Source organism: Methylobacterium sp. Leaf106, from assembly GCF_001422895.1.
Lineage (GTDB): Bacteria > Pseudomonadota > Alphaproteobacteria > Rhizobiales > Beijerinckiaceae > Methylobacterium > Methylobacterium bullatum.
On sequence record NZ_LMNB01000001.1, the window covers coordinates 799,303 to 821,756 of the forward strand.

Sequence of the window (22,454 nt, forward strand, 5' to 3'; positions counted from 1 at the left end):
TCAGATATCTCCCGATTGGTTGAGGTTCAGCGGGGATGGGAAGCCCGGCCCGTGCGATATGAGGTGATCGAGGTCGCGTCCATCGAGCAGGTCGACGCTGCTCAGCACGTAGCGCGCGAGGCCGGCACCGGCCTCCGGCGTCTCGGTACCGATGACGTTGCGCGCCAGGGCGGCCTTCAGGCCGTCCTCGTCCCTCGCATCCAGGGCGCCATCGTAACCCGCCGCACGACCGTAGAAGGCCGCACCCAGTTTCTTCATGCGCTTGGGCACGCCGAAATCGCCGACACCGAGTTCGCGCAGCGAGGAATCCAGCTGCAGGAAGACCGCGTTGACCAGATCCTGGGCGATGTCCGCCGCGGGCTGCGGCAACTGGTTCATCCGCCGCAGGACCAGGATGACGTGGAGCGTCAGGCATTCGAAACGGCCCTCCACGGTGTCGGGGACGCCGAGATGGGTATAGAGGGCCGGCTCCCGCGAGGCTTCGTTGATCCGCAGATGCAACGCCTCGACGACGCTGGCGCGCGCGGAGCTTCGCTTGAAGAATCGCGAAATCATGCCGTCCACCGGAGGCGGGAGGGGTGTGGCCGAGCTTGCCTTGTCAAAACCATAACCTCGCGGTACGGCAACCGACAGCCAGGGCGCAAGCTCCACCGGAACGTCCAGGTGGAGATCGGCACCGAGCTATGACGTTCAAACGTCGTGTTGTCTCAACGGATCAAGGGTGGCTGATGTCGCGCCGTTTCGTCTCGTCGATCAGCCGTCTCGCCGTCATCGGCCTTGTCGGCGTGGGAATCTCCGGCTGCATCGGTGAGGATCTCCGGCACGGATACCAGATCGATCAAGCCGCCCTCGCCACGGTGAAGCCGGGCATGAGCGCGGAGCAGGTCCTCCAGATCCTCGGCTCTCCGTCCACGGTCTCCACCGTCGGCAACAAGACGTGGTATTACATCACCCAGAACTCGCGCCGCACGGTGCTGTTCCTCGGGGAGCAGGTGGAGGACCAGAAGGTCACCACCATCTATTTCAACGCCGGCTTCAAGGTGGAGCGTATCGCCCTCTACGGCCTGCAGGACGGCAAGGTGTTCGACTTCATCGAGCGCACCACGCCGACCAGCGGCGCGGATCGCGCCTTCCTCGGCCAGCTGTTCCGCGGCCTCACCAAGTACGAGCCGTTCGGCAGCGGCTCGGGCACGAGCATCGTGCCGGGTGCCAAGAATGGCCTCTGACAAGCGCGGCCTTTCGCGCCGCCATTCGCGGGAAACGAAAAAGCCGCGCGCCCCATGGGACGCGCGGCTTTTTCATATCTCTTGCGACGGTGGAACGACGAAGGCCTACGCGGCCGCCTTGCGGGCGATGGCGGCGAGCGCCTCTCGCGGGTCGATGCGACCGTCATAGAGCGCCCGCCCGGTGATCGCGCCGGCCAGCATCGCGCAATCCGGCTCCAGCAGACGATGGACGTCCTCGATGGAGGCCAAGCCGCCCGAGGCGATGACCGGGATCGTCACGGCCTCGGCGAGGGCGAGGGTCATCTCGATGTTGAGCCCCTTGAGGATGCCGTCGCGGGCGATGTCGGTGTAGATGATCGCGGCCACGCCCGCGTCCTCGAACCGGCGCCCCAATTCCTCGGCCGTGGTGCTGGAGGTCTTGGCCCAGCCTTCCACCGCCACGCGACCGTCCTTGGCATCGACGCCGACGGCGATCTTGCCCGGATACAGGCGGGCCGCCTCGCGTACGAAGGCCGGATCACGCACGGCGGCCGTGCCGATGATGACCCGGCTCACGCCCTTCTCGATCCAGGCCTCGACGGTGCGCATCTCGCGGATGCCGCCACCGAGTTGAACCGGAAGGTTGGTGCGGGCGAGGATGGCATCGACGGCGGACGCGTTCATCGGCGCGCCAGCGAAGGCGCCGTCGAGATCGACCACGTGTAGCCAGGAGAAGCCCTGCTCCTCGAACACGCTCGCCTGGGCGGCCGGATCGTCGCTGAAGACGATGGCCTGCGCCATGTCCCCCTGGACGAGGCGAACGCAACGCCCTTCCTTGAGATCGATCGCCGGAAACAGGATCACTGTGGATGTCGCTTTCTGAATGTCGATGAGCCGATGGGCCGTTACGGGCGCCAACGCAGGAAGTTCGCGAGCAGTGCCAGACCGAGATGCTGGCTCTTCTCAGGGTGGAACTGGGTGCCGGCGACGTTGTCCCGGGCCACGAGGGCGGTGACCGGTCCGCCATACTCGCTCTCCGCGACCACATCCGTCCGGTCCGTCGGGTCGAGGGCGTAGCTGTGCACGAAATAGGCGTGCAGCCCATCCTCCCCCGTGGGGATGCCGTCGAGGAGCGCGTGCGGGCGCTCGGGCCGCAGGGTGTTCCACCCCATATGCGGGATCTTGAGGGCGGGATCGGACGGGCGGATCGGGCGGACGTCGCCGGCGATCCAGCCGAGCCCCGGCGTGATCTCGTATTCGAGACCCCGGCTTGCGAGGAGCTGCATGCCGACGCAGATGCCCAGGAACGGGCGGCCCCGGTCATGCGCCGCATGCGTCATCGCCTCGACCATGCCGTCGACGGAATCGAGGCCCTTGCGGCAATCGGCATAGGCACCGACACCGGGGAGAACCACGCGGTCGGCGGACGACACCGTGTCGGGATCGCTGGTGACGACGATGCGGGTCGCGCCAAGTCCTGCCTCGCGGGCGGCGCGCTCGAACGCCTTGGCGGCCGAATGCAGGTTGCCCGACCCGTAATCGATGATCGCGACGGTCTCGGACATCATGACCGACGGGGCTCGGCGAAGGGGAACATACCGAGGGCGGTATCGACCGGACGCAGAGATCCCGCCGGATAGGCGCTCGGACCCGAGCGGACCACGGGGGGAGCCGTCAGCCAGCGGTTCACGGCCTTGATCTCGGCCTCTTCTACGGAATGAGCGACCACGGCATCGCGGGCGGGACGACCACGCCTGGCATAGGTCCAGCGGCGTAGGCTGGACGCCTCCATCCCCACGAGGAGGAGGAGCAGGACGGTGATCAGGAAGCCCGCGAAGGTGCCGAGCCCCAGGAAACGGCCGGCGAAACCGGCTGCCCCGAGCAGGGCCAGCACACCGAGACCGGCCAGCCAGAGCCGATGGAAGAAGAACCACAGCGGACCGAACACGAACGCCCGCAGCGAGAAGCCGTCCGGAACCAGGACGGCACTCTCGACGCCGTGGGATTCGCCGGCGATGGTGTCCGATGGCAGATGGAACGTGTAGGTGCGCATGCGTGTGTCCGCCTCTTCCCGCCCGTGAAAGCCCTACAGAGAACCCTTCGTCGAGGGGATGCGACCTTCCTCACGCGGATCGACCGCAACGGCTTTCCGCAAGGCGCGGGCCAAGCCCTTGAAGCAGCTCTCCGCGATATGGTGAGCGTTGTCACCGTACAAGGTCTCGACGTGCAGGGTGATCCCAGCATTCATGGCGAAGGCCTGGAACCACTCGCGCACCAGCTCGGTGTCGAACTGCCCGATCTTCTCCGCCTTGAAGGCGGTGCGGAAGACGAGAAACGGCCGCCCGGAAATGTCGATGGAGACCCGCGTCAGCGCTTCGTCCATGGGCAGGTGGATGTCCGCGTAGCGGGCGATGCCCCGCTTGTCGCCCAGTGCCTGGGCAAAGGCCTGACCGAGGGCGATTCCGGTATCCTCGACGGTGTGGTGGTGATCCACGTGGAGGTCGCCGGTGACCTTGGCCTCCACGTCGAACAGCCCGTGCCGGGCGAAGAGCTCCAGCATATGGTCGAAGAACCCGACCCCCGTCGAAATCGACGCCTTGCCGGTTCCATCGAGGCCGATGGACACGTGGACGTCGGTCTCCGCCGTGCGGCGGCTGATGCTCGCGGAACGCATCGTCGAAGGGTCGCTCATGGTTTGACCGTCACGTGAAGGGCCGTCTTCTGAAGCATCGGCGTGGATGATCGATGCAACGTCTCGGCTCGATGCCGAACGCATACACCGGATCATCGATCCGGATGGGATATCGGGATCAACGCTCTAGAGGCAAATGCCTTCTCGTGGGAAGGCCTTGCCATCGAATGCCTGCATGGTCAGGCGGCGAGGACCCGGCCCGCCACCGCGTCGAGCTTGGCCAGCAGCTCGGGATCGCGGTGGGACGGAGCCGTCATGATCGCGCCGTCGAGGGCGCGATGCGAGCCCGCGGGGCATTCCTCCCGCTCCGTGGGGAAATCGCGGGCGATCCGCGAGACGAGGCGGGCGGCCTTGTCCGCATTCGCGCGGGCGACGGCGACGACGGAGGCCACGTCCACATCGGCATGGCCCGGATGCCAGCAATCGAAATCCGTCACCATGGCGATGGTGGCGAAGGTGATCTCCGCCTCACGGGCGAGCTTGGCCTCCGGCATGTTGGTCATGCCGATCACGTCGTAGCCCAGACCCTTGTAGGTGCGGGACTCGGCGAAGGACGAGAATTGCGGGCCTTCCATGCAGACATAAGTGCCGCCGCTATGGATCGGCAGATCCTCGGCCGCTGCCGCTGCGGCGATGCGAGCCTGGAGGGCCGGCCCGACGGGGTGGGCGAAGGGCACGTGGGCGACGCAGCCATTTCCGAAGAACGAGGATTCCCGGCCATGGGTGCGGTCGACGAACTGGTCGACAAGGACGAACAGGCCCGGATGCAGCTCGCTCCTGAACGACCCACAGGCCGAGATCGACACGAGGTCGGTAACGCCGGCCCGTTTCATGACGTCGATATTGGCGCGGTAGTTGATGCCGGACGGAGAAAGACGGTGGCCGCGTCCGTGACGGGCGAGGAAGACCACCTTGGTCGCGCCGATCCGGCCGATCCGCAGCGAATCGGAGGGCTCCCCCCAGGGAGAACGGATCGCCTCCTCGCGAATGTCTTCGAGGCCCGGCAGATCGTAGACACCGGATCCGCCCATCACGCCGAGCACTGCTGCGGTCATGCCGAATCTCCTGTCGTCGTCGCGATGGCGCGTCGGGCGCGCCGCCATGGTGGAAACGAAAACGGGCCCGCGACAGCGAGCCCGTTCGTCGTGATCCGCCTTTAAGGGGCTCAGCTCGTCTTGTGAAGCTCCGGCTGCAGGCCGTGAGCTTCGCCGCCCACATCCGCCCAGACCTTCTTCTTCACGTAGTAGAGAAGGCCCGACAGGACGAGCAGGAACAGGATGACGCGGAAGCCCAGGGCCTTGCGGGCCTCCATGTGCGGCTCGGCCGCCCAGGACATGAACGCCGCCACGTCGTGCGAGTATTGCTCCACCGTCTCGGGAACGACGGGGTTGCCGTCGGCGCCCTTGGCATAGGTCACCTGGCCGTCGCTCAGGGGCTTGGCCATCGCGATGAGGTGGCCGGGATAGTACTTGTTGTAGTTCGTGCCCGCCGGGACATCCATTCCCTTCGGGGCGTCCTCGTAGCCGTTCAGGAGAGCATGGATGTAATCCACGCCCTGTTCCGAATAGCCGATGAAGGGCATCGCATCGAAGATGAAGTAGGGGAAGCCGCGCTCGTAGGTGCGGGCCTTGGCCAGCACCGAGAAGTCGGGCGGGGCCTTGCCGCCATTGGCGGCGGCGGCGGCTTTCTCGTTCGGGAAGGGCGACGGGAAGGCGTCGGCCGGGCGGCCGGGCCGCTCGAACATGTCGCCGGAATCGTTCGGCCCGTCCTTGATCTTGTACTCGGCCGAAAGAGCCTTGACCTGACCCGCCGTGAAGCCCGGCCCGCCCTTCTCGGCGAGGTTGCGGAACTTCACGAGGTTCATGCTGTGGCAGTTGGAGCAGACCTCCCGATAGATCTGAAAGCCGCGCTGCAGCTGGGCCTCGTCGAACTTGCCGAACACGCCGGCGAAGCTCCACTTCTCGCGGGGCGGGTTCGGGGTCGAGTGACTGTCCTCGGCGCCGGCCGAAGCCGAGCCGAGAAGGATCGCGATGAGCGTGGCGGCGAGGACGCGCGATGTGTTCATGCTGTTCACGATCCGCACCTCAACCCTTCGACGATGGCGCGGCGGCCGCACCGGCTGGCATACCCGAACCGCCATATTGCGGATGAGGTCCGGTCACGCTCTCCAGGATCGATCCCGGCATGGCCTTCGGCGTCTCGAACAGCCCCACCAGCGGCATCACGATGAGGAAATGCGCGAAGTAGTAGGCAGTGCAGATCCGCGAGGCGAGGACGTAGCCGCCTTCCGGTGGCTTGGCGCCGAGCCATCCGAGAATCACGCAGACGGCCACGAACAGCCAGAAGAACTGGCGGTAGATCGGGCGGTAGTTGGCCGAGCGGACCCGCGACGTGTCGAGCCAGGGCGCGAAGGCCAGGATGATCACGGCGCTGAACATCAGGATGACGCCGCCGAGCTTGTCCGGCACCGCGCGGAGGATCGCGTAGAACGGCAGGAAGTACCATTCCGGCACGATGTGGGCGGGTGTCACCGAGGCGTTGGCGGGGACGTAATTGTCCGCGTGACCCAGGTAGTTCGGCTGGTAGAAGATCCAGTAGGCGAAGAACACGAAGAACACGACGACGGCGAAGACGTCCTTGATCGTCGCGTAGGGCGTGAACGGCACCGCGTCCTTGCCGCTCTTGATCGGGATGCCGGTCGGGTTGTTCTGACCGGTGACGTGCAGTGCCCAGACGTGGAGGACCACGACGCCGAGGATCATGAAGGGCAGCAGGTAGTGAAGCGAGAAGAAGCGGTTGATCGTCGGGTTGCCGACGGAATAGCCGCCCCAGAGCAGGCTCTGGATCGTGTCGCCGACGATCGGGATCGCGGCCAGGATGTTGGTGATGACGGTGGCGCCCCAGAAGCTCATCTGGCCCCACGGCAGGGTGTAGCCGAGGAAGGCGGTGGCCATCATCAGAAGGTAGATGATGACGCCCAGGATGTAGAGCACCTCGCGCGGGGCCTTGTACGACCCGTAATAGAGCGCGCGGAAGATGTGGACGTAGACCGCCACGAAGAACATCGAGGCGCCGTTGGCGTGCATGTAGCGCAGCAACCAGCCGTAATTCACGTCGCGCATGATGTGCTCGACGGAGTTGAAGGCGTTGCCGGCGGAGGGATCGTAATGCATCGCCAGCCAGATGCCGGTGACGATCTGCGACATCAGCATCGCCATCAGGATGGCGCCGAAGGTCCAGAAATAGTTGAGGTTCCGAGGGACCGGGAAGGCGATGAACGACGAATGGACCAGCCCGACGATGGGCAGCCGCGATTCGAACCACTTGGCGATCCGACTCTTGGGGACGTAGGTGGCGTGACCGCTCATGTGGTTACCCGCTTCGAAGTCTGTTTCGCTCTGATCCGTCGCGTGCCCTCGCGCGTCGGACCCCCTCCCTCACCGCCCATGGGCGATGGTCCCGAGATCAGGCGACGGCCTTACCGCCGTCTTCACCGATCCGGATCTTGGTGTCGTTCAGGAACGCGTAGGGGGGAACCGGCAGGTTGGTCGGCGCCGGTCCACGGCGCACGCGGCCGGACGTGTCGTAGAGCGAGCCGTGGCAGGGGCAGGACCAGCCTTCGTACTGGCCCTGATGCCCGATCGGGACGCAGCCGAGATGGGTGCAGTTGCCGTAGACCACGAGCCATTTGGCGTGGCCTTCCTTGACGCGAGCGGAATCGGGCTGAGGGTCGATGAGCTCGCTGAGTTTCACGGCCTCGGATTCCTTGATCTCCTTCTCGGAACGGTTCCGCACGAAGATCAGCTTGCCGCGCCAGAACACGTTGACGATCTGGCCCTCCTGGATCGGCGTGAGATCCACTTCGAGGGGGGCGCCGGCCGCGATCACTTCCGCGTCGGGCGCCATCGACGCCACGAAGGGCCAGGCCAACGCACCGGCGCCCACGGCGAGGCCCGCACCAGTCGCCAGGAACAGGAAGTCGCGGCGGGAGCCGTCGGGACCTGATATGGGAGGGGTGTTCGCCAAGATGGACACTCCGGTCAGGATGGCGCCGGCTCGGGCCGCCCGCAGATCGAGGACGCGCCGCTTCCGTTCGCCGACAATTAGAGGCGCTCGAAAGAAGCACGCAGCGCAGACGCAGACACGATTGTACCGGGCGGTGCAATGCGACCGGGCGTCACCCGAGACGAGCCTTCTGAGGCACGTTTGTCTGGCACGCCAGATGCGAATTTGTCCAGAGTAGGTCCGTGACGGGACGCGGCATTCGTCACGGGCGCACAATGACGCTGCCACTGAGGGAGAGCCAGCGCCGCACCAGCATCACGGCGACCACGGCCAGACCGGCGCAGAAGCCCATCCAGATCCCCGAGCCGCCGTATCCGAGCCCCCAGGCGGCGAGAATGCCGGCCGGAATGCCGACGATCCAGTAGCCGAACAGGGCGATGGCCATGGGAATGCGCGTGTCCTGCATCCCCCGCAGGGCGCCGAGCGCCACCGACTGGATACCGTCCGCCATGGCGAAGAGTGCGGCAAAGCCAATGAAGGTGATCGCATAGGGGATCACTTCGGCATTGCCGGGAGCCTCCAGATCGAGGAACAGCCCGATCAGCGGGCGCGGCAGGGTCACCTGCGCGAGGGCGCATGCGCTCATGAAGCCGAAGCCCAGGAGGATCGCGATGGTGCCGGCCCGGCGCATGGCCATGCGATCCCCCGCCCCGCAGGCGCGGCCGACCCTCACCGTGGCCGCCTGACCGATGCCGTTGGGCACCATGAAGCAGATCGCGGCGATCTGGATCGTCACCGCATGGGCCGCAAGCGGCGCCGTACCGAACAGGCCCATGCCGAGGACGGCGGCCTCGAACAGGCTCGCCTCGGCCAGACCCGTCGCCGCCATGGGCAGGCCGAGTCGGAACATGGTGGCGAGGCGCGCGGCATTGGGGCGCCAGACACCGAGGAAGAGCCGTCGCCGGCGAAGGGACGGCGCCAGCATCATCACGCCGACGAGGGCGGCTAGGGACAGAAACGCGGCCAGCGTCGTGGCGAGGCCGACACCGACCATGCCGAGGCCGAGCAGCCCCGGCCCCTCGAAGGCGAGCCAGATCGCGAGCCCGACATTCACCGGCAGCGCCGCGATGCTGATGGCGAGGGGCCAGCCTGGCCGCTCCAGGGCGGAGAGGCTGGCGCGCAGGGCCATGAACGCCAAAGCGGGCCACATCGACCATTGCAGGGCGCGCATGTAGAGGCCGGCATCCTCGGCGAGCTTCGGCTGCTGTCCCATTGCGAGAAGCAGGGGCTCGGTGTGCCAGAGCGCCAGCATCACCGGGACGATCGCGATGGTGACGGCCCATAGCCCGGCCCCCACGATGCGGCGCACGTCGTCATCAGCGGAATCGCCACGGCCTACCGCGCCCGCGATCAGGGGGGAGACCGCCGAGGCGAGGCCGATCCCGCAGATGAACAGGATGAAGTAGAGGCTCGTCGCCAGGGCCCCGGCCGCCAGCGGCTCCGCCCCGAGACGCCCGAGCAGAACCACATCGGCCGTGACGAGGCCGTGCTGCGCGAGATTGGTCAGGATCAGCGGGGCGGCCAGAACCAGCGTCGCCCGCAGCTCCGTGAGCCACGGACCGCGCGAGGGCCGCCGCCGCTCAGCTGCCCCAGCCGAAACGTCGAGGGCGATCATTCCGCTGCGTCCTCGTAGACGGTCGGCGTGACGTCACCGAGAAAGCCGCCGGACTGGCGCTCCCACAGGCGCGCATAGAGCCCACCGGTGCGGATCAGTTCCGCATGGGTCCCCTCCTCCACGATACGCCCGGCATCGATCACGATCAGCCGGTCGAGGGCTGCGATGGTGGAGAGCCGGTGCGCGATGGCGAGCACGGTCTTGCCCTGCATGAGGGTGTCGAGACTGTCCTGGATCGCCGCCTCGACCTGGCTGTCGAGGGCCGAGGTGGCCTCGTCGAGGATCAGGATCGGCGCGTTCTTCAGGATGACGCGCGCGATGGCGATGCGCTGGCGCTGGCCGCCGGAGAGCTTCACGCCCCGCTCGCCGACCTGGGCGTCGTAGCCTGTTCGTCCCTTGTTATCGACGAGGCCGGCAATGAACCCGTCAGCCTCCGCCAGACGCGCCGCCCGCTGGATCTCCTCCAGAGTCGCGTCCGGTCTGCCATAGGCGATGTTGTCGCGGATCGACCGGTGCAAGAGGGAGGTGTCCTGCGTCACCATGGCGATCGCTCCGCGCAGCGATTCCTGCGTGACGCCGGCGATGTCCTGGCCGTCGATGAGGATCCGGCCGTTCTGGATGTCGTGCAGCCGAAGCAGAAGCGCGGTCAGCGTGGTCTTGCCCGCGCCGCTGATTCCGACGAGGCCGACCTTCTCACCCGGGTGGATATGCAGGCTGAAATCCTGGATGACGGACGGTGTGCCGTCGCCGTAGCGGAAGCCGACCCGATCGAAACGGATGTCGCCGCCGCTCACTGCGAGGGTCCGGGCGTCGGGCCGGTCGACGATCCCGTGAGGCCGCGAGATCGTCTGCATGCTCTCTTGGATCACGCCGACATTCTCGAAAATGCCGCGCACCGTCTGCATGACCCAGCCGGACATCGCCATCAGGCGCAGGACGAGGGCCAGACCCGCCGCCGCCTCGCCGGTGGTCATGCCGCCCCGCCGCCACAGGACGAAGCAGGCCGTGGCGGTGGCGACGATGAGCGTGCTGTTGAGCAGGCCCAGCAGCGTCGTGGTGGTGGTGACGAGCCGGAACTGGTGGAGATGGGCGACCGTATGCACGTCGATGGCGTCGCGCACGGCCGCGCGCTCCTCGCGGTCGCGGGCGAAGAGCTTCACCGTGAGGATGTTGGTATAGCTGTCGACGATCCGACCGATGAGGAGGGAGCGCGTATCGGCCGTCACGAGGGAGCGCGCACGGGCACGGGGCACGAACCACCAAGTCAGCACCGAATAGGCCGCGACCCAGACGACCACCGGCAGGGCCATCCAGAGGGAGATGGAGCCGAACAGGCCCACCGCCGTGACGGCGTAGATCGCCACGTAGAGCAGCGTATCGATGAAGACCACGGCCAGCTCGCGCACGGCCGGGCCGACCTGGACGACCCGGTTGGCGAGCCGGCCGGCGAAATCCGCCTGGAAATACGAGAGCGAGTGACCGAGGGTGTAGAGATGCGTGCGCCAGCGGACTTGGTTGGTCGCCTGCGGCACGAGGAGCTGGTTCGACATCACCTCGTGCAGCCAGACCGTGAAGGGTCGCACCACGAGAAGCAGCATCGCCGCGAGGCCGATCTTGAAGCCGTGCTCCTCCAGTACCGTCGCGCGGTCGGCTGTGTTCAGGAGATCGATGAACCAGCCCATGAGCAGGTAGAGCGACGCTTCCACCGTTCCGGCCGCGATGGCCACGAGGAAGAGCAGCACCAGGGCGACCCGCATCGGCTTCAGGTAGAAGGCAGCGAAGCCCGTCACCGTCTTGGGAGGCATCCGGCCGTCTTCGAAGGACGCGAACGGGTCGATGCGGCGCTCGAGCCAATCGAGAAACATAATCTGGTCCGGTGTTGGAGACTTGCCTGAGGTAGTGGGCCTTGACGACGTGCCAACCGCGAGGCGATGCCGCAGACGCAATGCAGCCGCCCGGTCCGATGCTCCGTCTCGCCCTCTACCAGCCCGACATTCCCCAGAATACGGGGACGATCCTGCGGATGGCAGCGTGCCTCGACGTGGCCGTCGACATCATCGAGCCGGCAGGGTTCGATGTGTCCGACCGGCATCTGCGCCGTTCGGGCCTCGATTATCTCGACCATGTGGCGATCACGAGGCATCGCTCCTGGGCAACCTTCTCGCAGTGGCGGGAAAAGACCGGCACGAGGCTCGTCCTCGCCACGACCGCCGGCGCCCTCCCCTACACCGCCTTCGCCTTCCTCCCCGGCGACTGCATCCTGCTGGGTCGGGAATCGGCGGGCGTCCCCGCATCCGTCCACGAGGCGGCCGATGCCCGGATCGTCATTCGCATCCGCGAGGGCATGCGCTCGCTCAACATCGCCGTGGCGGCGGCGATGATCCTCGGCGAGGGGCTGAGACAGATCGGGTCGAGCGCGTGACAAGATTTTGAACGGTGTGCAGTTCAGCACTTGAACGGCGTGCAAATATCGGCGAGACCATGAGTGTGAACAGCGTTCAAACGCCGGAGGCACACCATGCTCAAGTTGTTTCGGCTCCTCGCCCGCGGCGCCGCCGCCCGGGCCGAGGAAGAGGTGATCGATCGCCACGCCCTGCTCATCCTCGATCAGCAGATCCGGGAGACGCGGGTCTCCCTGGAGCGCAGCCGCCAGGCCCTCGCCGCCGCAATGGCGGGTGACAAGGCGGAAGGCCGGCGTTTCGCCGAGGTGGAAGCCCGCGCGGCAGATCTCGAAGAGCGCGCCCTGGCGGCCTTGGCGGCGGGACGCGAGGAGCTGGCGGCCGAGGCGGCTGAGGCCATCGCGGAGCTCGAAGCCGAACGCGACGCCATCGGTGAGGCACGCCTGAGATTCGCCCGCGAGGTCGCCCGCATCCGCTCCGTCGTCGCCGACGCCACCCGCCGGCAGAGCGAGCTCGAACGCGGACGCCGCATCGCCGCCGCAGCGGAGGCGGCACGGCGCCTCGGCGTTCAGGCCAACCCGGGCGAGCGGGCGACACTCAAGGAAGCCGAGGCGACCTTGAGCCGACTGCGCGCCCTCCAGACCGAGGCCGCCGACACGGAAGCGGCGCTCGCCGAGACCGAGCCGGGCCTTTCCATCGCCGAACGGCTCGAGCGCGAGGGTTTCGGCGCCAGCACCCGCCCGAGCGGCGGCGCCGTCCTCGACCGCCTCCGGCGCAAGGTCGAGGCGCGCGCTGCATGAAGGTTGGTGTGACGCGGACTCGATGAGTCTGGGCCGGTCATGGGAGCATCAAGACATGGGGAACACCATTCTCCCACCCGCCACCTCATCCTGAGGCGCCGGAGCGCAGCGGAGGCCTCGAAGGAGCCCTCCAGCAAGCTCGCTCTAACTGGAGGCCTCCTTCGAGGCTGCTTCGCAGCACCTCAGGATGAGGTCGAGGTGAGGAATAACCTTCAGAACCACCAAATCCGGGGCGATCGACCTTCAAAAATATCGCCGATGACTTGAACAGAACTCACGCAACTCAACTCTCTCACATCGAGGATTACGACCATGAACAACGAGACCACTCAGCATTCCGGCGCCTGGGTCACCTTCACCTACGCGTCCTTCATCGGCTCGGCGGCGATGGTCGGGCTCGGCATCCTGTTCATGCCCATGGATATCTGGATCAAGGGCTACCTCGCCATGGGCACGATCATGCTGGTCCAGTCCTGCATCACCGCCACCAAGACCATCCGCGACGTCCATGAGGGCCGCCGCATGGTCAACCGGATCGAGGACGCCAAGACCGAGCGGCTGCTGATGTCGGTGGGCAAAGATTGAGCGTACCTCGATTGACGATGGACGGGAGGGATGGGACATCCCTCCCCCATGACGATGTCCGACACGACCCCGCCACCGCCCCCGGCCGCCGAACTCGCCCTCCTGAAGGATGAGGTCACCACCTGGTTCGCGAGCCTGCGCGACCGGATCGTGGCGGAACTGGAGGCGATCGAGGCGGAGGCCCAAGGGCCGTTCCATCCCGATGCCCCGGCCGAGGCTGGACGCTTCGTGAAGACCCCCTGGCAGCGCACCGACCATAGCGGCACGCCCGGCGGCGGCGGCACCATGGCGATGCTGCATGGCCGCGTGTTCGAGAAAGCCGGTGTCCACGTCTCGCAGGTCTTCGGCGAGTTCGCCCCGGAGTTCCGTGCGCAGATGCCGGGCGCGGCGGAGGATCCGCGATTCTACGCCACTGGCATCTCGCTCATCGTCCATCCCTGGAATCCGAACGTGCCGACCGTGCACATGAACACCCGCTTCGTCTCCACGACGAAGACTTGGTTCGGCGGCGGTGCCGACCTGACCCCCGTCCTCGACCGGCGCCGGAGCCAGGACGATCCCGACACGCTGCGATTTCACGCGGCGATGAAGGCGGCCTGCGACGCCCATGCGCCGGCGGCGGATTACGAGCGCTACAAGGCTTGGTGCGAGGAATACTTCTTCCTCAAGCACCGCAACGAGCCCCGCGGCATCGGCGGCATCTTCTACGATTATCACTGGACCGGCGATCCGAAGGCCGATCTCGCCTTCACCAAGGATGTCGGCCTCGCCTTCCTCGACGCCTATCCGGCCATCGTGCGCGCGAATCTCGCGAGCGCCTGGACCGAAGCCGACCGGCTCGAGCAGCAGGTGCGGCGCGGGCGCTACGTCGAGTTCAACCTGCTCTACGACCGGGGCACCATCTTCGGCCTGAAGACCGGCGGCAACGTCGCCTCGATCCTGTCCTCGCTGCCGCCCACCGTGCGCTGGCCGTGAGCGACGACCTACCGACCCGCTACGCGCCGCAGCAGGATGCGGCGCTGAAAGCCATCGCCGAATGGCGCAAGGCCGGTGGCCCGCAGGTGTTCCGCCTGTTCGGCTATGCCGGCACCGGCAAGACCACCCTGGCGCGCCGCATCGCCGACGATGTGGAGGGCACGGTCGTCTTCGGCGCCTTCACGGGCAAGGCCGCCTCGGTGATGCGGTCGAAGGGCTGCCACGATGCCGCGACGATCCACAGCCTGATCTATCGCAGCAAGGAGACGGAGGAGGGAGGACCGGCCTTCACCCTCAACCGCACCGGGCCGGTCTCGAAGGCGGAGCTCGTCGTCATCGACGAGTGCTCCATGGTCGATTCGGATCTCGGCAACGACCTGCTCTCCTTCGACAAGCCGGTCCTCGTTCTCGGCGACCCCGCCCAATTGCCGCCGGTGCGCGGCGGCGGCTTCTTCACCGAGGCCGAGCCCGACGTGATGTTGACCGATGTCCACCGGCAGGCCGCCGACGACCCGATCGTGCGTATGGCCATGACGATCCGTGAGGGCGGCCGGCTCAGCATCGGCGAGTATGGCGAGAGCCGCGTCGTCTCACGCCGCTCCCTCGATCCGTCGAGCGTGCTGGAATGTGACCAGGTCCTCGTCGGCATGAACAAGACGCGGCGCCTCTACAACAACCGCCTGCGGGAACTCGCGGGCCATACCGACCCGATGCCTGCGGTGGGCGAGAAGCTGGTCTGTCTGCGCAACGACCGGACGAAGGGGCTGCTCAACGGCTCGACCTGGACGGTCCATGCCCTGCGAGCGGCGCCCCGCGCCGATACGGTCCGCCTCGATGTCGTACCCGACGACGACCCGGCCCTGAGGCGGCGGCCCATCGACATTAAGGTCCTGCGGGCGGTGATGTCGGGCTCCGAGGAGGAGATCCCGGCCTTCCTCAAGCGCGAGACCGACGAGTTCACCTATGGCTACGCGCTGACTGTCCATAAGGCGCAGGGCTCGCAATGGGACAACGTCGTCCTGTTCGACGAATCTTTCGCCTTCCGCGAGCACCGGGCCCGCTGGCTCTATACCGGGCTGACCCGCGCCGCCCGCGCCATCACCGTGGTGGTGTAGCCCCGCGTCTGCTTGCGAAAGGAGTGGCATCCGGGCGACCCGCCACCCACCTGAGCGCCAGACAATCTTTGGAGAGACGCCTTGTCCCACGACCGATCCGGCCCGCCGCAAATGCACGCCACTACGATCCTGATGGTCCGCAAGGGCGGCAAGGTGGTCATCGGCGGCGACGGGCAGGTCAGCCTCGGCCAGACCATCGTGAAGGGCAACGCCCGCAAGGTGCGCCGCCTCGCCAAGGGCGCCGTCATCGGCGGATTCGCCGGGGCGACGGCCGATGCCTTCACCCTGTTCGAGCGGCTTGAAGCCAAGCTCGATCAGTATCCGGGGCAGCTGACCCGCGCCTGCGTCGAGCTCACCAAGGATTGGCGCACCGACCGCTACCTGCGCCGCCTCGAAGCGATGATGCTGGTGGCGGACAAGGATGTCAGCCTGCTTCTTTCCGGCGCCGGTGACGTGCTCGAGCCGGAAGGCGGCGTCATGGCGATCGGATCGGGGGGGAATTACGCCTTGGCCGCGGCCCGCGCACTCGAGGATGGTGAGCACGACGCGGAGGCGATCGTCCGTAAGGCACTGGGCATCGCGGCGGAAATCTGCGTCTACACGAACGGCAATCTCGTCATCGAGCAGCTCGAAATTTCTGCATCTTAATGCCGGATTGATGGCCGGATTAACTCAACCTTGTCGATATTCCCCTAGCGCTGAGACCTGACTTCCTTCAGATCTGGTCGACGGCAATGCGCATCAGGGCAAAACTTCTCGCTTTCGTAGGGATCTGCTCAATGGTGACGCTCGTCGTTGCCACGATCAGCATCCTGTCGCTGCAAACGTTCAACACCGCCCTGACGGATGCGAAACTCGCGTCCCAGCGGGCGCTCGACGCGGCCAACCTCAACCAGATCGTGACCAGTGTCGTCGTCGAGTCTCGCGGCATCTATGCTGCCAAGGACACTCAGGACGCCAAGAAATACGAAGTTCGCCTCAAGAAGAACCTCGACGCCATGAATGCCTTGCTCAAAAGCTGGGCCCCGCGCGTGCCGGCGAGCGAACGTGCGGCCTTCGACAAGATTCTGGCCGATGCTGCGAGCTTCACGATCCTGCGCAACGAGTTGGGGCGGCTCGGCACCGAAGTTTCGCCGAAGGCCGCGGCCGATCAGGGCTTCAACGAGGCCAATCGGGCCAACCGCCAGGCCTTCCAGGACAGCATCGACAGACTCGTTGGCACTGCTGCCGCGGAGGTCGAGGCGATCGATCGATCGACCGACTCCCTCTATGCGGAGCGTTTCCAGCTCCTGCTGTTCCTGGCCGTGGGCGGTACCCTCGGCGGCCTGCTGATCGGCGGCTTCGTGGGCAATCGCGAGATCGCCCGTCCCCTGGCCGGCGTCTCCCAGGCGATCCGCCGACTGTCCGAAGGGGACCTGGCCTTGCCGGCGATGAAACCCCGGCGCGACGAGATCGGCGAGATCTGGACCAGCATGCAGGTCTTCTCGGCGACGATGAAAGAGGCGGCGGACCTGCGCGCCAGCCAGGACCAAGCCGCCGGTATCGCGTCCCAGCGTCGCCGTGGCGAGAGAAACGAACTCGCGGATCGCTTCCAGGGCAGCGTCGGAAACTTGGTCGAGACCCTGGCCGGTTCGGCCGCCGAAATGGAGCTCACCGCCCGCTCGATGGCGGCCAATGCCGACCAGACCAACCGTCAATCCACCGCCGTGATGAACGCCGCCAACGAGACCGCCATGAATGTTCAGGCCGTCGCAGCGGCCACCGAGGAACTCGCCGCCACCGCCAACGAGATCGGCGCCCAGGTGTCCCAGACATCCGCCGCCGCCGCCGGCGCGGTGGACAGCGCGCGCCGGACTACGGAGCGTGTCCGGGTCCTCGCCGACAGCGCATCCCGCATCGGCGACGTGGTCGCCCTGATCTCGACCATCGCCAGCCAGACCAACCTGCTCGCCCTCAACGCCACCATCGAGGCGGCCCGCGCGGGCGAGGCCGGTCGCGGCTTCGCGGTGGTCGCGGCCGAGGTGAAGGGGCTCGCCGCCCAGACCGCGAAGGCGACGGACGAGATCACCGCGCAGATCGCGACGATCCAGGAGGCCACCCGCGATACGGTGAGCGCCATCGAAGAGATCGGCTCCACCATCGGCAGCGTCCATACCATCGCGATGGGCGTCGCGGCGGCGGTGGAACAGCAACAGGTGGCGACGCAGGAGATCGCCCGCAGCGTCAACGATGCCGCGCGCGGGACCCAGGCCGTCACCGAAACCATCGCGGATGTTCAGGTCGCGGCGGTTCAGACCGGAGCCGGCGCATCACAGGTGCTGGCCGCCGCCGAGCATCTGACGCGCCAGTCCCTCAGCCTCGGACACGAGGTCGATGGCTTCGTCCGCGGCATTCGGGCCGCCTGAGCGCCGTCCCGATGCATCTGGAAAGGAAGGCCGCCGACGCTTAAATCGAGACTGTGCACGATCTCGATCCCATGCCGACCCGCCCACATGGTTCCGCCTTCGGCTCGCCCCATTCGCGTTCCGGCGGGTGGCGCATCCGTACGGATCGAAAGCGCGCCCTCCCCTCTTCTCGGGCAGCGCAGCTGCCGCATCCGACCGGAGCGTGATGACAACCTTCTCCCCCCGCGAAATCGTCTCCGAGCTCGATCGGTTCATCGTCGGCCAGCACGAGGCCAAGCGCGCTGTCGCCATCGCCCTGCGCAACCGCTGGCGCCGGCAGCAGCTCGTCGGTCCCCTGCGGGAGGAGGTGGCGCCCAAGAACATTCTCATGATCGGCCCCACGGGCTGCGGGAAGACCGAGATCGCCCGCCGGCTGGCCAAGCTCGCCGGCGCGCCGTTCCTCAAGATCGAGGCGACGAAGTTCACGGAGGTCGGCTATGTCGGCCGCGACGTCGAGCAGATCGTGCGCGACCTCGTGGAGGTGGGCATCGGCCTCAAGCGCGAGGAGAAGCGACGCTCGGTCCAGGCGAAGGCCGAGGCGGCGGCGGAGTCGCGTATCCTCGATGCCCTGGTCGGGCCGACATCCGGCCAGGCCACCCGCGACAGTTTCCGCAAGAAGCTGAGGGCCAGCGAACTCGACGACAAGGAGGTCGAGATCGAGCTGTCGGGCGGATCGCCCTCCGGCCTGCCGATGTTCGAGATCCCGGGGATGCCTGGCGCGTCCATGGGGGCGGTCAATCTCGGCGACATGCTCGGCAAGGCGCTCGGCGGCCAGAAGGGCAAGCCGAAGCGGATGACGGTGCGCGAGGCCTACGCCCCCCTCCTCGCCGAGGAATCCGACAAGCTGGTGGATACGGAATCCCTCACACAGGAGGCGATCCGCGAGGTCGAGAACAACGGCATCGTCTTCCTCGACGAGATCGACAAGATCTGCGCCAAGGAAGGCCGCTCATCGGCCGACGTGTCCCGCGAGGGCGTGCAACGCGATCTGCTGCCCCTGATCGAGGGAACCACGGTGGCGACGAAGCACGGTCCGGTGAAGACCGACCATATCCTGTTCATCGCCAGCGGCGCCTTCCACGTCTCTAAACCGTCCGATCTCCTGCCGGAACTGCAGGGCCGCCTGCCGATCCGGGTCGAGTTGCAACCCCTCACCGTGGAGGATTTCAAGCAGATCCTCACCACCACCGAGGCGAGCCTGCTGAAACAGACCGTGGCGCTGATGGCGACGGAAGGCGTGACCCTCGATTTCACCGACGATGCCGTGGACGCGCTCGCGCGGGTCGCCGTCGAGGTGAACAATTCGGTGGAGAATATCGGCGCGCGCCGGCTCCAGACCGTGCTGGAGCGGGTGATCGACGACATCTCCTTCACCGCCACCGACCGGTCGGGAGAGACCGTCGCGATCGACGCCGCCTATGTCCGCGAACGGGTGGAGAGCCTCGCCGCGAACGCGGATCTCAGCCGGTTCATCCTGTAGTCTGAGGCTGCGTCCGTCCGTCAGACCGACCAGACTTGGCCGGGTCGCAGCGGAATGAAGCGGGCCGGGTCGATCCCTTCCGCTTCGCAGGCCGCCAGCAGCGCCTCCACCGGCTCCTCGATTCCCTCGTCGGTGAGGCGGAACGTGCCCCAATGGTGGCCGAGCATCTGGTCCGCCCCGAGCAGTCCGGCCGCCACGACGGCGTCGGCCGGGTTCATGTGCTGGCCCTTCATGAACCAGCGCGGCTCGTAGGCCCCGATCGGCAGGGTAGCGAGGCGCGGGGGACCGAAGCGGTCGCGGGCATCGCGGAAGATCGCGCCATCGGCGAGACCGGTATCCCCGGAATGGTAGATGACGCCGGACGGGCTGGTCAGGACGTAGGAGCACCATAGCGCCATGCGCTTGTCGTTCAGGCCCCTGGCCGACCAGTGATTGGCGGGGGTCATGTGTAACGTGAGCCCGCCGCCGAGATCGACGGACTGGCCCCAGTCGCATGTCTCCACATGCATCGTATCGTCGAAGGACCGCAGGATGCTGTCGTTGCCCAGCGGCGCCACGATCAGGGGCTGATGCCGTTGCCAGAGCCGGGCCACCGTCGGTCCGTCGAGATGGTCGTAATGGTTGTGGGTGATCAGCACGACGTCGATGGGCGGAAGCGCATCGAAGGCGATGCCCGGCGGATTGACCCGTTTCGGACCCGCCACGGAGAGGGGGCTGGCGCGCTGGGCGTAGACTGGGTCGACGAGGATGTTGCGGCGGCCGACCTGGAACAGGTAGCTCGCATGGCCGATGAACGACACGCGTAAGCCCTCCACCCGTTCCGGCGGCGTATCGTCGAAGGGGCTCGGAAACGAAGCCGGCCAAGCGACCCCGGCCCGCTCCCGCTTCCAGCGCAGGATGTCTCCCAGCACCTTGTCCGCCGGCTGATCGACGCCGTGGAACTGCAGCCCGTCGAAATGATCGGTCACCAGGCCGCTGTAATACGGGTTACGGCCCTTGCTGCGCCGGTGCGCCGCGTAGCCGACGCCGCCGAGCGTCATGACGGTGAGCGCGGAGAGGGTCGCGAGAAGGCTTTGCCGTTTCATCGTTCCGAGATGGCGGTGGCCGCCGCGCAATCAAGACGCCCTCCGTCAGGCTTCGCAGTCCTTGGGCATCACGGCCACCAGCTCTCCGGCGAGGGCGCGGATCTTCCGATGGGCTTCGACCTCGACTTCCTCGCGGGTCTTGTTCTCGGTCGGAATGGCGACGACGCCGGTGATCCGCCCATGCGCACCGATGAGCGTGAAGTTGAATCGCCCCATGCGACTGCGGCGAACGACGAAATGCGGCAACGGTCTCGCTCCTTCCCGAAAGCATCGGTCTGAAGGGACGAGCTACGGGGCGGAGAGCCGAAAAGTTTCAGGACCGCCAGCGCAATTCCTGCTGCACCAGCGGATTGCGGAAGGACCGCGCCTCGCGGGCCGCCTGGAGGGCTTCGCGCTTGAGGCGGAAATACCATTGCGACGGCAGATCGCTCTGGCCGAACAGCACCATCGTCGGCTTGCGGTCGAGACCGGCCTGGGCGTGCTGGAGCACCTGCTGGTCCTGGGTCAGGAACTGCCGCATCAGCGGGCGCGCCAGGGGCTTCAGCAGGTTGAGGACCGGCATGTTCCAGTAGAGAGCGTTCGTCAGCATGGTACGGTTGTGGGTGAGCGGTGTCGCGAACGTGTAGTTCGCCACGCGCTTCGGCCCGGCCTCGATCCGCTCTAGCCGCACGCCGGGCAGGCGGAACTCGATCTCCACCTCCGGTACGCCGCCGAGCAGCTTGTAGACCGGCGAACTGGTCGTGGTGGCATGGCTCGACATGGTGAAGCCGTGCGGCGTCGGCGTGAAGGTCTTCACCTTCTCCCGAAGCTCTTTCGACGGGCGGAACCACCAGGAATCGTGGACGAAGGCCACGTGGCCGGGGTCGACGAGGCTCAATGTGGTGAGGTCGAACGAGGCCTCCACCACGAGTTCGACCACCAGGGAGCCCGCCGCCTCGAACCCGAGTTCCGGCAGGGGCGGCAGGTCGCCGCCCGGCGGCCCGAGATAGGGGTTCACCCAGACGAAGCCGGCGCTCTCGCGAATGGGAAAGCGCTGGACCGTGATCCGGGTGAAATCCGCCGCATCCGCCGAGGACAGGGTGGGCACGTCGCGGCAGCGCCCGTCGGTGCCGAAGCGCCAACCATGGAAGGGACAGGTCACGGCGTCGCCATCGAAGCGTCCCTTCGACAGGGCCATGCCCCGGTGAGGGCAGCGGTCGCGCATGGCGAAGGCGGCTCCGGCCTTGTCGCGGCCGAGGACGATCTGCTCGCCATTGAGTTCGACCGCACGCAGGCTGCCGGGTTTCAGCGTGTCGGCGCGGCCGACGCAGTAGAACGCGTCAGGCAGGGGCTGGCGCATGGCGTCCGGGTCGAGGGCCGCTTCGTCGGTCGCCGGGTTCTTTGCCGTATCGGCCTTCGCCTGGGGCGGCGGGGATGAGAGCATGATGGGCCGCGATTGTCCTGAGGCGAACGCGTCTCCGGCGATGCCCCGGCCGGTCGGGCGCAGGACGATACGTGGCGGAGGGCGCCTCGTCTTACGCCTCGGCGACGGCGGTGGCCACAAGTGTAAGGGACCAGTCGAATTATACCAATCGGCACGGGTGAGGACTGACGGGTTTGCGCGGTCGGGAGCGATGTGATTCGCTTTGGCAAGCCGGAGGTTTGCCTGATCCTCCCCCGGTTTCGCGAACACCTCTGATACGCTCCTTGCGGGCGGGGAAGGTGTTTGATGKCCAAGACGAGACGCGAGTTTGCTTCGCTGCACCTTTGGTGTCACGCCAGAGTTCAAACGCGAGGCGGTGGCCCTGCTGGAAAGCAGCGGCCGGCCGCAGATGCAGATCGCGGCCGAACTCGGGATCCAACCCTCGATGCTGAGGCAGTGGCGCTCGGCACTGATGGGAGGCTCCCCACCACCGCGGACAGCGGGATTGCCAGGAACCGCGCCGATGAGCCCGGTGTCATCGCGGTCCGATCAGGCGGCCGAGATTGCCCGTCTGCGGCGTGAACTCGACCGG

The 22,454-nt window shown here is 66.9% G+C and carries 24 protein-coding genes; 10 read left to right on the forward strand and 14 right to left on the reverse strand.

All coding sequences use genetic code 11. The features are described from left to right. Entirely contained in the window at positions 1-555 is a 555-nt protein-coding gene (locus ASF34_RS03925) for a ubiquinol-cytochrome C chaperone family protein (RefSeq protein ID WP_056158996.1), read from the reverse strand. A gap of 173 nt (positions 556-728) precedes the next feature. Here ASF34_RS03925 and ASF34_RS03930 point away from each other — a divergent pair, with 173 nt between their 5' ends. Continuing rightward, a complete protein-coding gene (locus ASF34_RS03930; protein ID WP_018042321.1) occupies positions 729-1,226 on the forward strand; it encodes an outer membrane protein assembly factor BamE in 498 nt (165 codons plus the stop codon). Positions 1,227-1,331: 105 nt separating this feature from the next. Here the strand turns inward: ASF34_RS03930 and hisA are convergent, their stop codons facing one another. From hisA to ASF34_RS03980, 10 genes are all read right to left on the reverse strand, one after another. Next, the gene (gene hisA / locus ASF34_RS03935) at positions 1,332-2,069 is read right to left on the reverse strand and encodes a 1-(5-phosphoribosyl)-5-[(5-phosphoribosylamino)methylideneamino]imidazole-4-carboxamide isomerase (RefSeq protein WP_018042320.1); all 738 of its coding nucleotides are present in this window, start codon (positions 2,067-2,069) and stop codon (positions 1,332-1,334) included. A 41-nt stretch (positions 2,070-2,110) separates the two neighbouring features. Beyond that, the gene (hisH, locus tag ASF34_RS03940; RefSeq protein WP_056158769.1) at positions 2,111-2,773 is read right to left on the reverse strand and encodes an imidazole glycerol phosphate synthase subunit HisH; all 663 of its coding nucleotides are present in this window, start codon (positions 2,771-2,773) and stop codon (positions 2,111-2,113) included. Continuing rightward, on the reverse strand, positions 2,770-3,258 hold the full coding sequence (locus ASF34_RS03945; protein WP_056158771.1) for a DUF2628 domain-containing protein: 489 nt from the start codon (positions 3,256-3,258) through the stop codon (positions 2,770-2,772). The genes hisH and ASF34_RS03945 overlap by 4 nt, the downstream gene beginning before the upstream one ends. Before the next feature lie 33 nt (positions 3,259-3,291). Further along, entirely contained in the window at positions 3,292-3,879 is a 588-nt protein-coding gene (hisB, locus tag ASF34_RS03950; protein ID WP_056158778.1) for an imidazoleglycerol-phosphate dehydratase HisB, read from the reverse strand. A 197-nt stretch (positions 3,880-4,076) separates the two neighbouring features. Continuing rightward, entirely contained in the window at positions 4,077-4,952 is an 876-nt protein-coding gene (locus ASF34_RS03955; RefSeq protein ID WP_056158780.1) for an S-methyl-5'-thioadenosine phosphorylase, read from the reverse strand. 110 nt (positions 4,953-5,062) lie between these two features. Beyond that, complete coding sequence (locus ASF34_RS03960; RefSeq protein WP_056158999.1) at positions 5,063-5,962, reverse strand: cytochrome c1; 900 nt, start codon at positions 5,960-5,962, stop codon at positions 5,063-5,065. Between the two features lie 19 nt (positions 5,963-5,981). Beyond that, entirely contained in the window at positions 5,982-7,265 is a 1,284-nt protein-coding gene (locus tag ASF34_RS03965) for a cytochrome b (RefSeq protein WP_018042314.1), read from the reverse strand. Positions 7,266-7,362: 97 nt separating this feature from the next. Then, positions 7,363-7,923, reverse strand: coding sequence for a ubiquinol-cytochrome c reductase iron-sulfur subunit (petA, locus tag ASF34_RS03970; protein WP_056159001.1), 561 nt, complete (start codon positions 7,921-7,923; stop codon positions 7,363-7,365). A 241-nt stretch (positions 7,924-8,164) separates the two neighbouring features. Then, positions 8,165-9,577 carry an MATE family efflux transporter gene (locus ASF34_RS03975; protein ID WP_056158783.1) on the reverse strand — a complete coding sequence of 471 codons (1,413 nt, stop codon included), beginning with the start codon at positions 9,575-9,577 and terminating at the stop codon, positions 8,165-8,167. Next, positions 9,574-11,442 carry an ABC transporter ATP-binding protein gene (locus ASF34_RS03980; protein WP_018042311.1) on the reverse strand — a complete coding sequence of 623 codons (1,869 nt, stop codon included), beginning with the start codon at positions 11,440-11,442 and terminating at the stop codon, positions 9,574-9,576. The genes ASF34_RS03975 and ASF34_RS03980 overlap by 4 nt, the downstream gene beginning before the upstream one ends. Before the next feature lie 98 nt (positions 11,443-11,540). On the opposite strand from ASF34_RS03980, the gene ASF34_RS03985 reads away from it, so the two are divergent. The 8 genes from ASF34_RS03985 (at position 11,541) to hslU (ending at position 19,375) form a co-directional block, all read left to right on the forward strand. Next, on the forward strand, positions 11,541-11,999 hold the full coding sequence (locus ASF34_RS03985) for a tRNA (cytidine(34)-2'-O)-methyltransferase (RefSeq protein WP_056159004.1): 459 nt from the start codon (positions 11,541-11,543) through the stop codon (positions 11,997-11,999). A 96-nt stretch (positions 12,000-12,095) separates the two neighbouring features. Beyond that, complete coding sequence (locus ASF34_RS03990) at positions 12,096-12,776, forward strand: PspA/IM30 family protein (protein ID WP_056158786.1); 681 nt, start codon at positions 12,096-12,098, stop codon at positions 12,774-12,776. Between the two features lie 312 nt (positions 12,777-13,088). Next, positions 13,089-13,361: a YiaA/YiaB family inner membrane protein gene (locus tag ASF34_RS03995; RefSeq protein WP_018042308.1), complete on the forward strand. Its 273-nt coding sequence runs from the start codon at positions 13,089-13,091 to the stop codon at positions 13,359-13,361. Between the two features lie 54 nt (positions 13,362-13,415). Then, the gene (gene hemF, locus ASF34_RS04000; protein ID WP_156465621.1) at positions 13,416-14,336 is read left to right on the forward strand and encodes an oxygen-dependent coproporphyrinogen oxidase; all 921 of its coding nucleotides are present in this window, start codon (positions 13,416-13,418) and stop codon (positions 14,334-14,336) included. Next, positions 14,333-15,451, forward strand: a complete 1,119-nt coding sequence (locus tag ASF34_RS04005) for an ATP-dependent DNA helicase (RefSeq protein WP_018042306.1) — start codon at positions 14,333-14,335, stop codon at positions 15,449-15,451. Before hemF ends, ASF34_RS04005 begins: the two co-directional genes overlap by 4 nt. Positions 15,452-15,562: 111 nt before the next feature. Next, positions 15,563-16,099: an ATP-dependent protease subunit HslV gene (gene hslV, locus ASF34_RS04010; RefSeq protein ID WP_056158791.1), complete on the forward strand. Its 537-nt coding sequence runs from the start codon at positions 15,563-15,565 to the stop codon at positions 16,097-16,099. Positions 16,100-16,230: 131 nt separating this feature from the next. Beyond that, entirely contained in the window at positions 16,231-17,856 is a 1,626-nt protein-coding gene (locus ASF34_RS04015; RefSeq protein ID WP_244478875.1) for a methyl-accepting chemotaxis protein, read from the forward strand. A 205-nt stretch (positions 17,857-18,061) separates the two neighbouring features. Beyond that, positions 18,062-19,375 carry an ATP-dependent protease ATPase subunit HslU gene (gene hslU / locus ASF34_RS04020; RefSeq protein ID WP_056158796.1) on the forward strand — a complete coding sequence of 438 codons (1,314 nt, stop codon included), beginning with the start codon at positions 18,062-18,064 and terminating at the stop codon, positions 19,373-19,375. A gap of 20 nt (positions 19,376-19,395) precedes the next feature. Here hslU and ASF34_RS04025 read toward each other — a convergent pair whose 3' ends face one another. The 3 genes from ASF34_RS04025 to ASF34_RS04030 all read right to left on the reverse strand — a co-directional run bounded on the left by ASF34_RS04025 (position 19,396) and on the right by ASF34_RS04030 (position 21,883). After that, complete coding sequence (locus tag ASF34_RS04025; protein ID WP_056159007.1) at positions 19,396-20,460, reverse strand: MBL fold metallo-hydrolase; 1,065 nt, start codon at positions 20,458-20,460, stop codon at positions 19,396-19,398. Positions 20,461-20,505: 45 nt separating this feature from the next. Next, entirely contained in the window at positions 20,506-20,706 is a 201-nt protein-coding gene (locus tag ASF34_RS22650; RefSeq protein WP_147833033.1) for a hypothetical protein, read from the reverse strand. A 67-nt stretch (positions 20,707-20,773) separates the two neighbouring features. Next, positions 20,774-21,883: an aromatic ring-hydroxylating oxygenase subunit alpha gene (locus ASF34_RS04030; RefSeq protein ID WP_056145804.1), complete on the reverse strand. Its 1,110-nt coding sequence runs from the start codon at positions 21,881-21,883 to the stop codon at positions 20,774-20,776. A 307-nt stretch (positions 21,884-22,190) separates the two neighbouring features. Between ASF34_RS04030 and ASF34_RS22020 the strand changes: the two genes are divergently transcribed. Continuing rightward, on the forward strand, positions 22,191-22,454 hold a 264-nt coding region (locus tag ASF34_RS22020), incomplete at its 3' end, for a transposase (RefSeq protein ID WP_443136517.1).

Bases quoted from the DNA above. Each gene is read 5' to 3' on its own strand.
- ASF34_RS03925 (WP_056158996.1), bottom strand. From the start codon at position 555: ATGATTTCGCGATTCTTCAAGCGAAGCTCCGCGCGCGCCAGCGTCGTC.
- ASF34_RS03930 (WP_018042321.1), top strand. From the start codon at position 729: ATGTCGCGCCGTTTCGTCTCGTCGATCAGCCGTCTCGCCGTCATCGGC.
- hisH (WP_056158769.1), bottom strand. From the start codon at position 2,773: ATGATGTCCGAGACCGTCGCGATCATCGATTACGGGTCGGGCAACCTG.
- ASF34_RS03945 (WP_056158771.1), bottom strand. From the start codon at position 3,258: ATGCGCACCTACACGTTCCATCTGCCATCGGACACCATCGCCGGCGAA.
- hisB (WP_056158778.1), bottom strand. From the start codon at position 3,879: ATGCGTTCCGCGAGCATCAGCCGCCGCACGGCGGAGACCGACGTCCAC.
- ASF34_RS03955 (WP_056158780.1), bottom strand. From the start codon at position 4,952: ATGACCGCAGCAGTGCTCGGCGTGATGGGCGGATCCGGTGTCTACGAT.
- ASF34_RS03960 (WP_056158999.1), bottom strand. From the start codon at position 5,962: ATGAACACATCGCGCGTCCTCGCCGCCACGCTCATCGCGATCCTTCTC.
- ASF34_RS03965 (WP_018042314.1), bottom strand. From the start codon at position 7,265: ATGAGCGGTCACGCCACCTACGTCCCCAAGAGTCGGATCGCCAAGTGG.
- ASF34_RS03975 (WP_056158783.1), bottom strand. From the start codon at position 9,577: ATGATCGCCCTCGACGTTTCGGCTGGGGCAGCTGAGCGGCGGCGGCCC.
- ASF34_RS03980 (WP_018042311.1), bottom strand. From the start codon at position 11,442: ATGTTTCTCGATTGGCTCGAGCGCCGCATCGACCCGTTCGCGTCCTTC.
- ASF34_RS03985 (WP_056159004.1), top strand. From the start codon at position 11,541: ATGCTCCGTCTCGCCCTCTACCAGCCCGACATTCCCCAGAATACGGGG.
- ASF34_RS03990 (WP_056158786.1), top strand. From the start codon at position 12,096: ATGCTCAAGTTGTTTCGGCTCCTCGCCCGCGGCGCCGCCGCCCGGGCC.
- ASF34_RS03995 (WP_018042308.1), top strand. From the start codon at position 13,089: ATGAACAACGAGACCACTCAGCATTCCGGCGCCTGGGTCACCTTCACC.
- hemF (WP_156465621.1), top strand. From the start codon at position 13,416: ATGTCCGACACGACCCCGCCACCGCCCCCGGCCGCCGAACTCGCCCTC.
- hslV (WP_056158791.1), top strand. From the start codon at position 15,563: ATGCACGCCACTACGATCCTGATGGTCCGCAAGGGCGGCAAGGTGGTC.
- ASF34_RS04015 (WP_244478875.1), top strand. From the start codon at position 16,231: ATGGTGACGCTCGTCGTTGCCACGATCAGCATCCTGTCGCTGCAAACG.
- hslU (WP_056158796.1), top strand. From the start codon at position 18,062: ATGACAACCTTCTCCCCCCGCGAAATCGTCTCCGAGCTCGATCGGTTC.
- ASF34_RS04025 (WP_056159007.1), bottom strand. From the start codon at position 20,460: ATGAAACGGCAAAGCCTTCTCGCGACCCTCTCCGCGCTCACCGTCATG.
- ASF34_RS04030 (WP_056145804.1), bottom strand. From the start codon at position 21,883: ATGCTCTCATCCCCGCCGCCCCAGGCGAAGGCCGATACGGCAAAGAAC.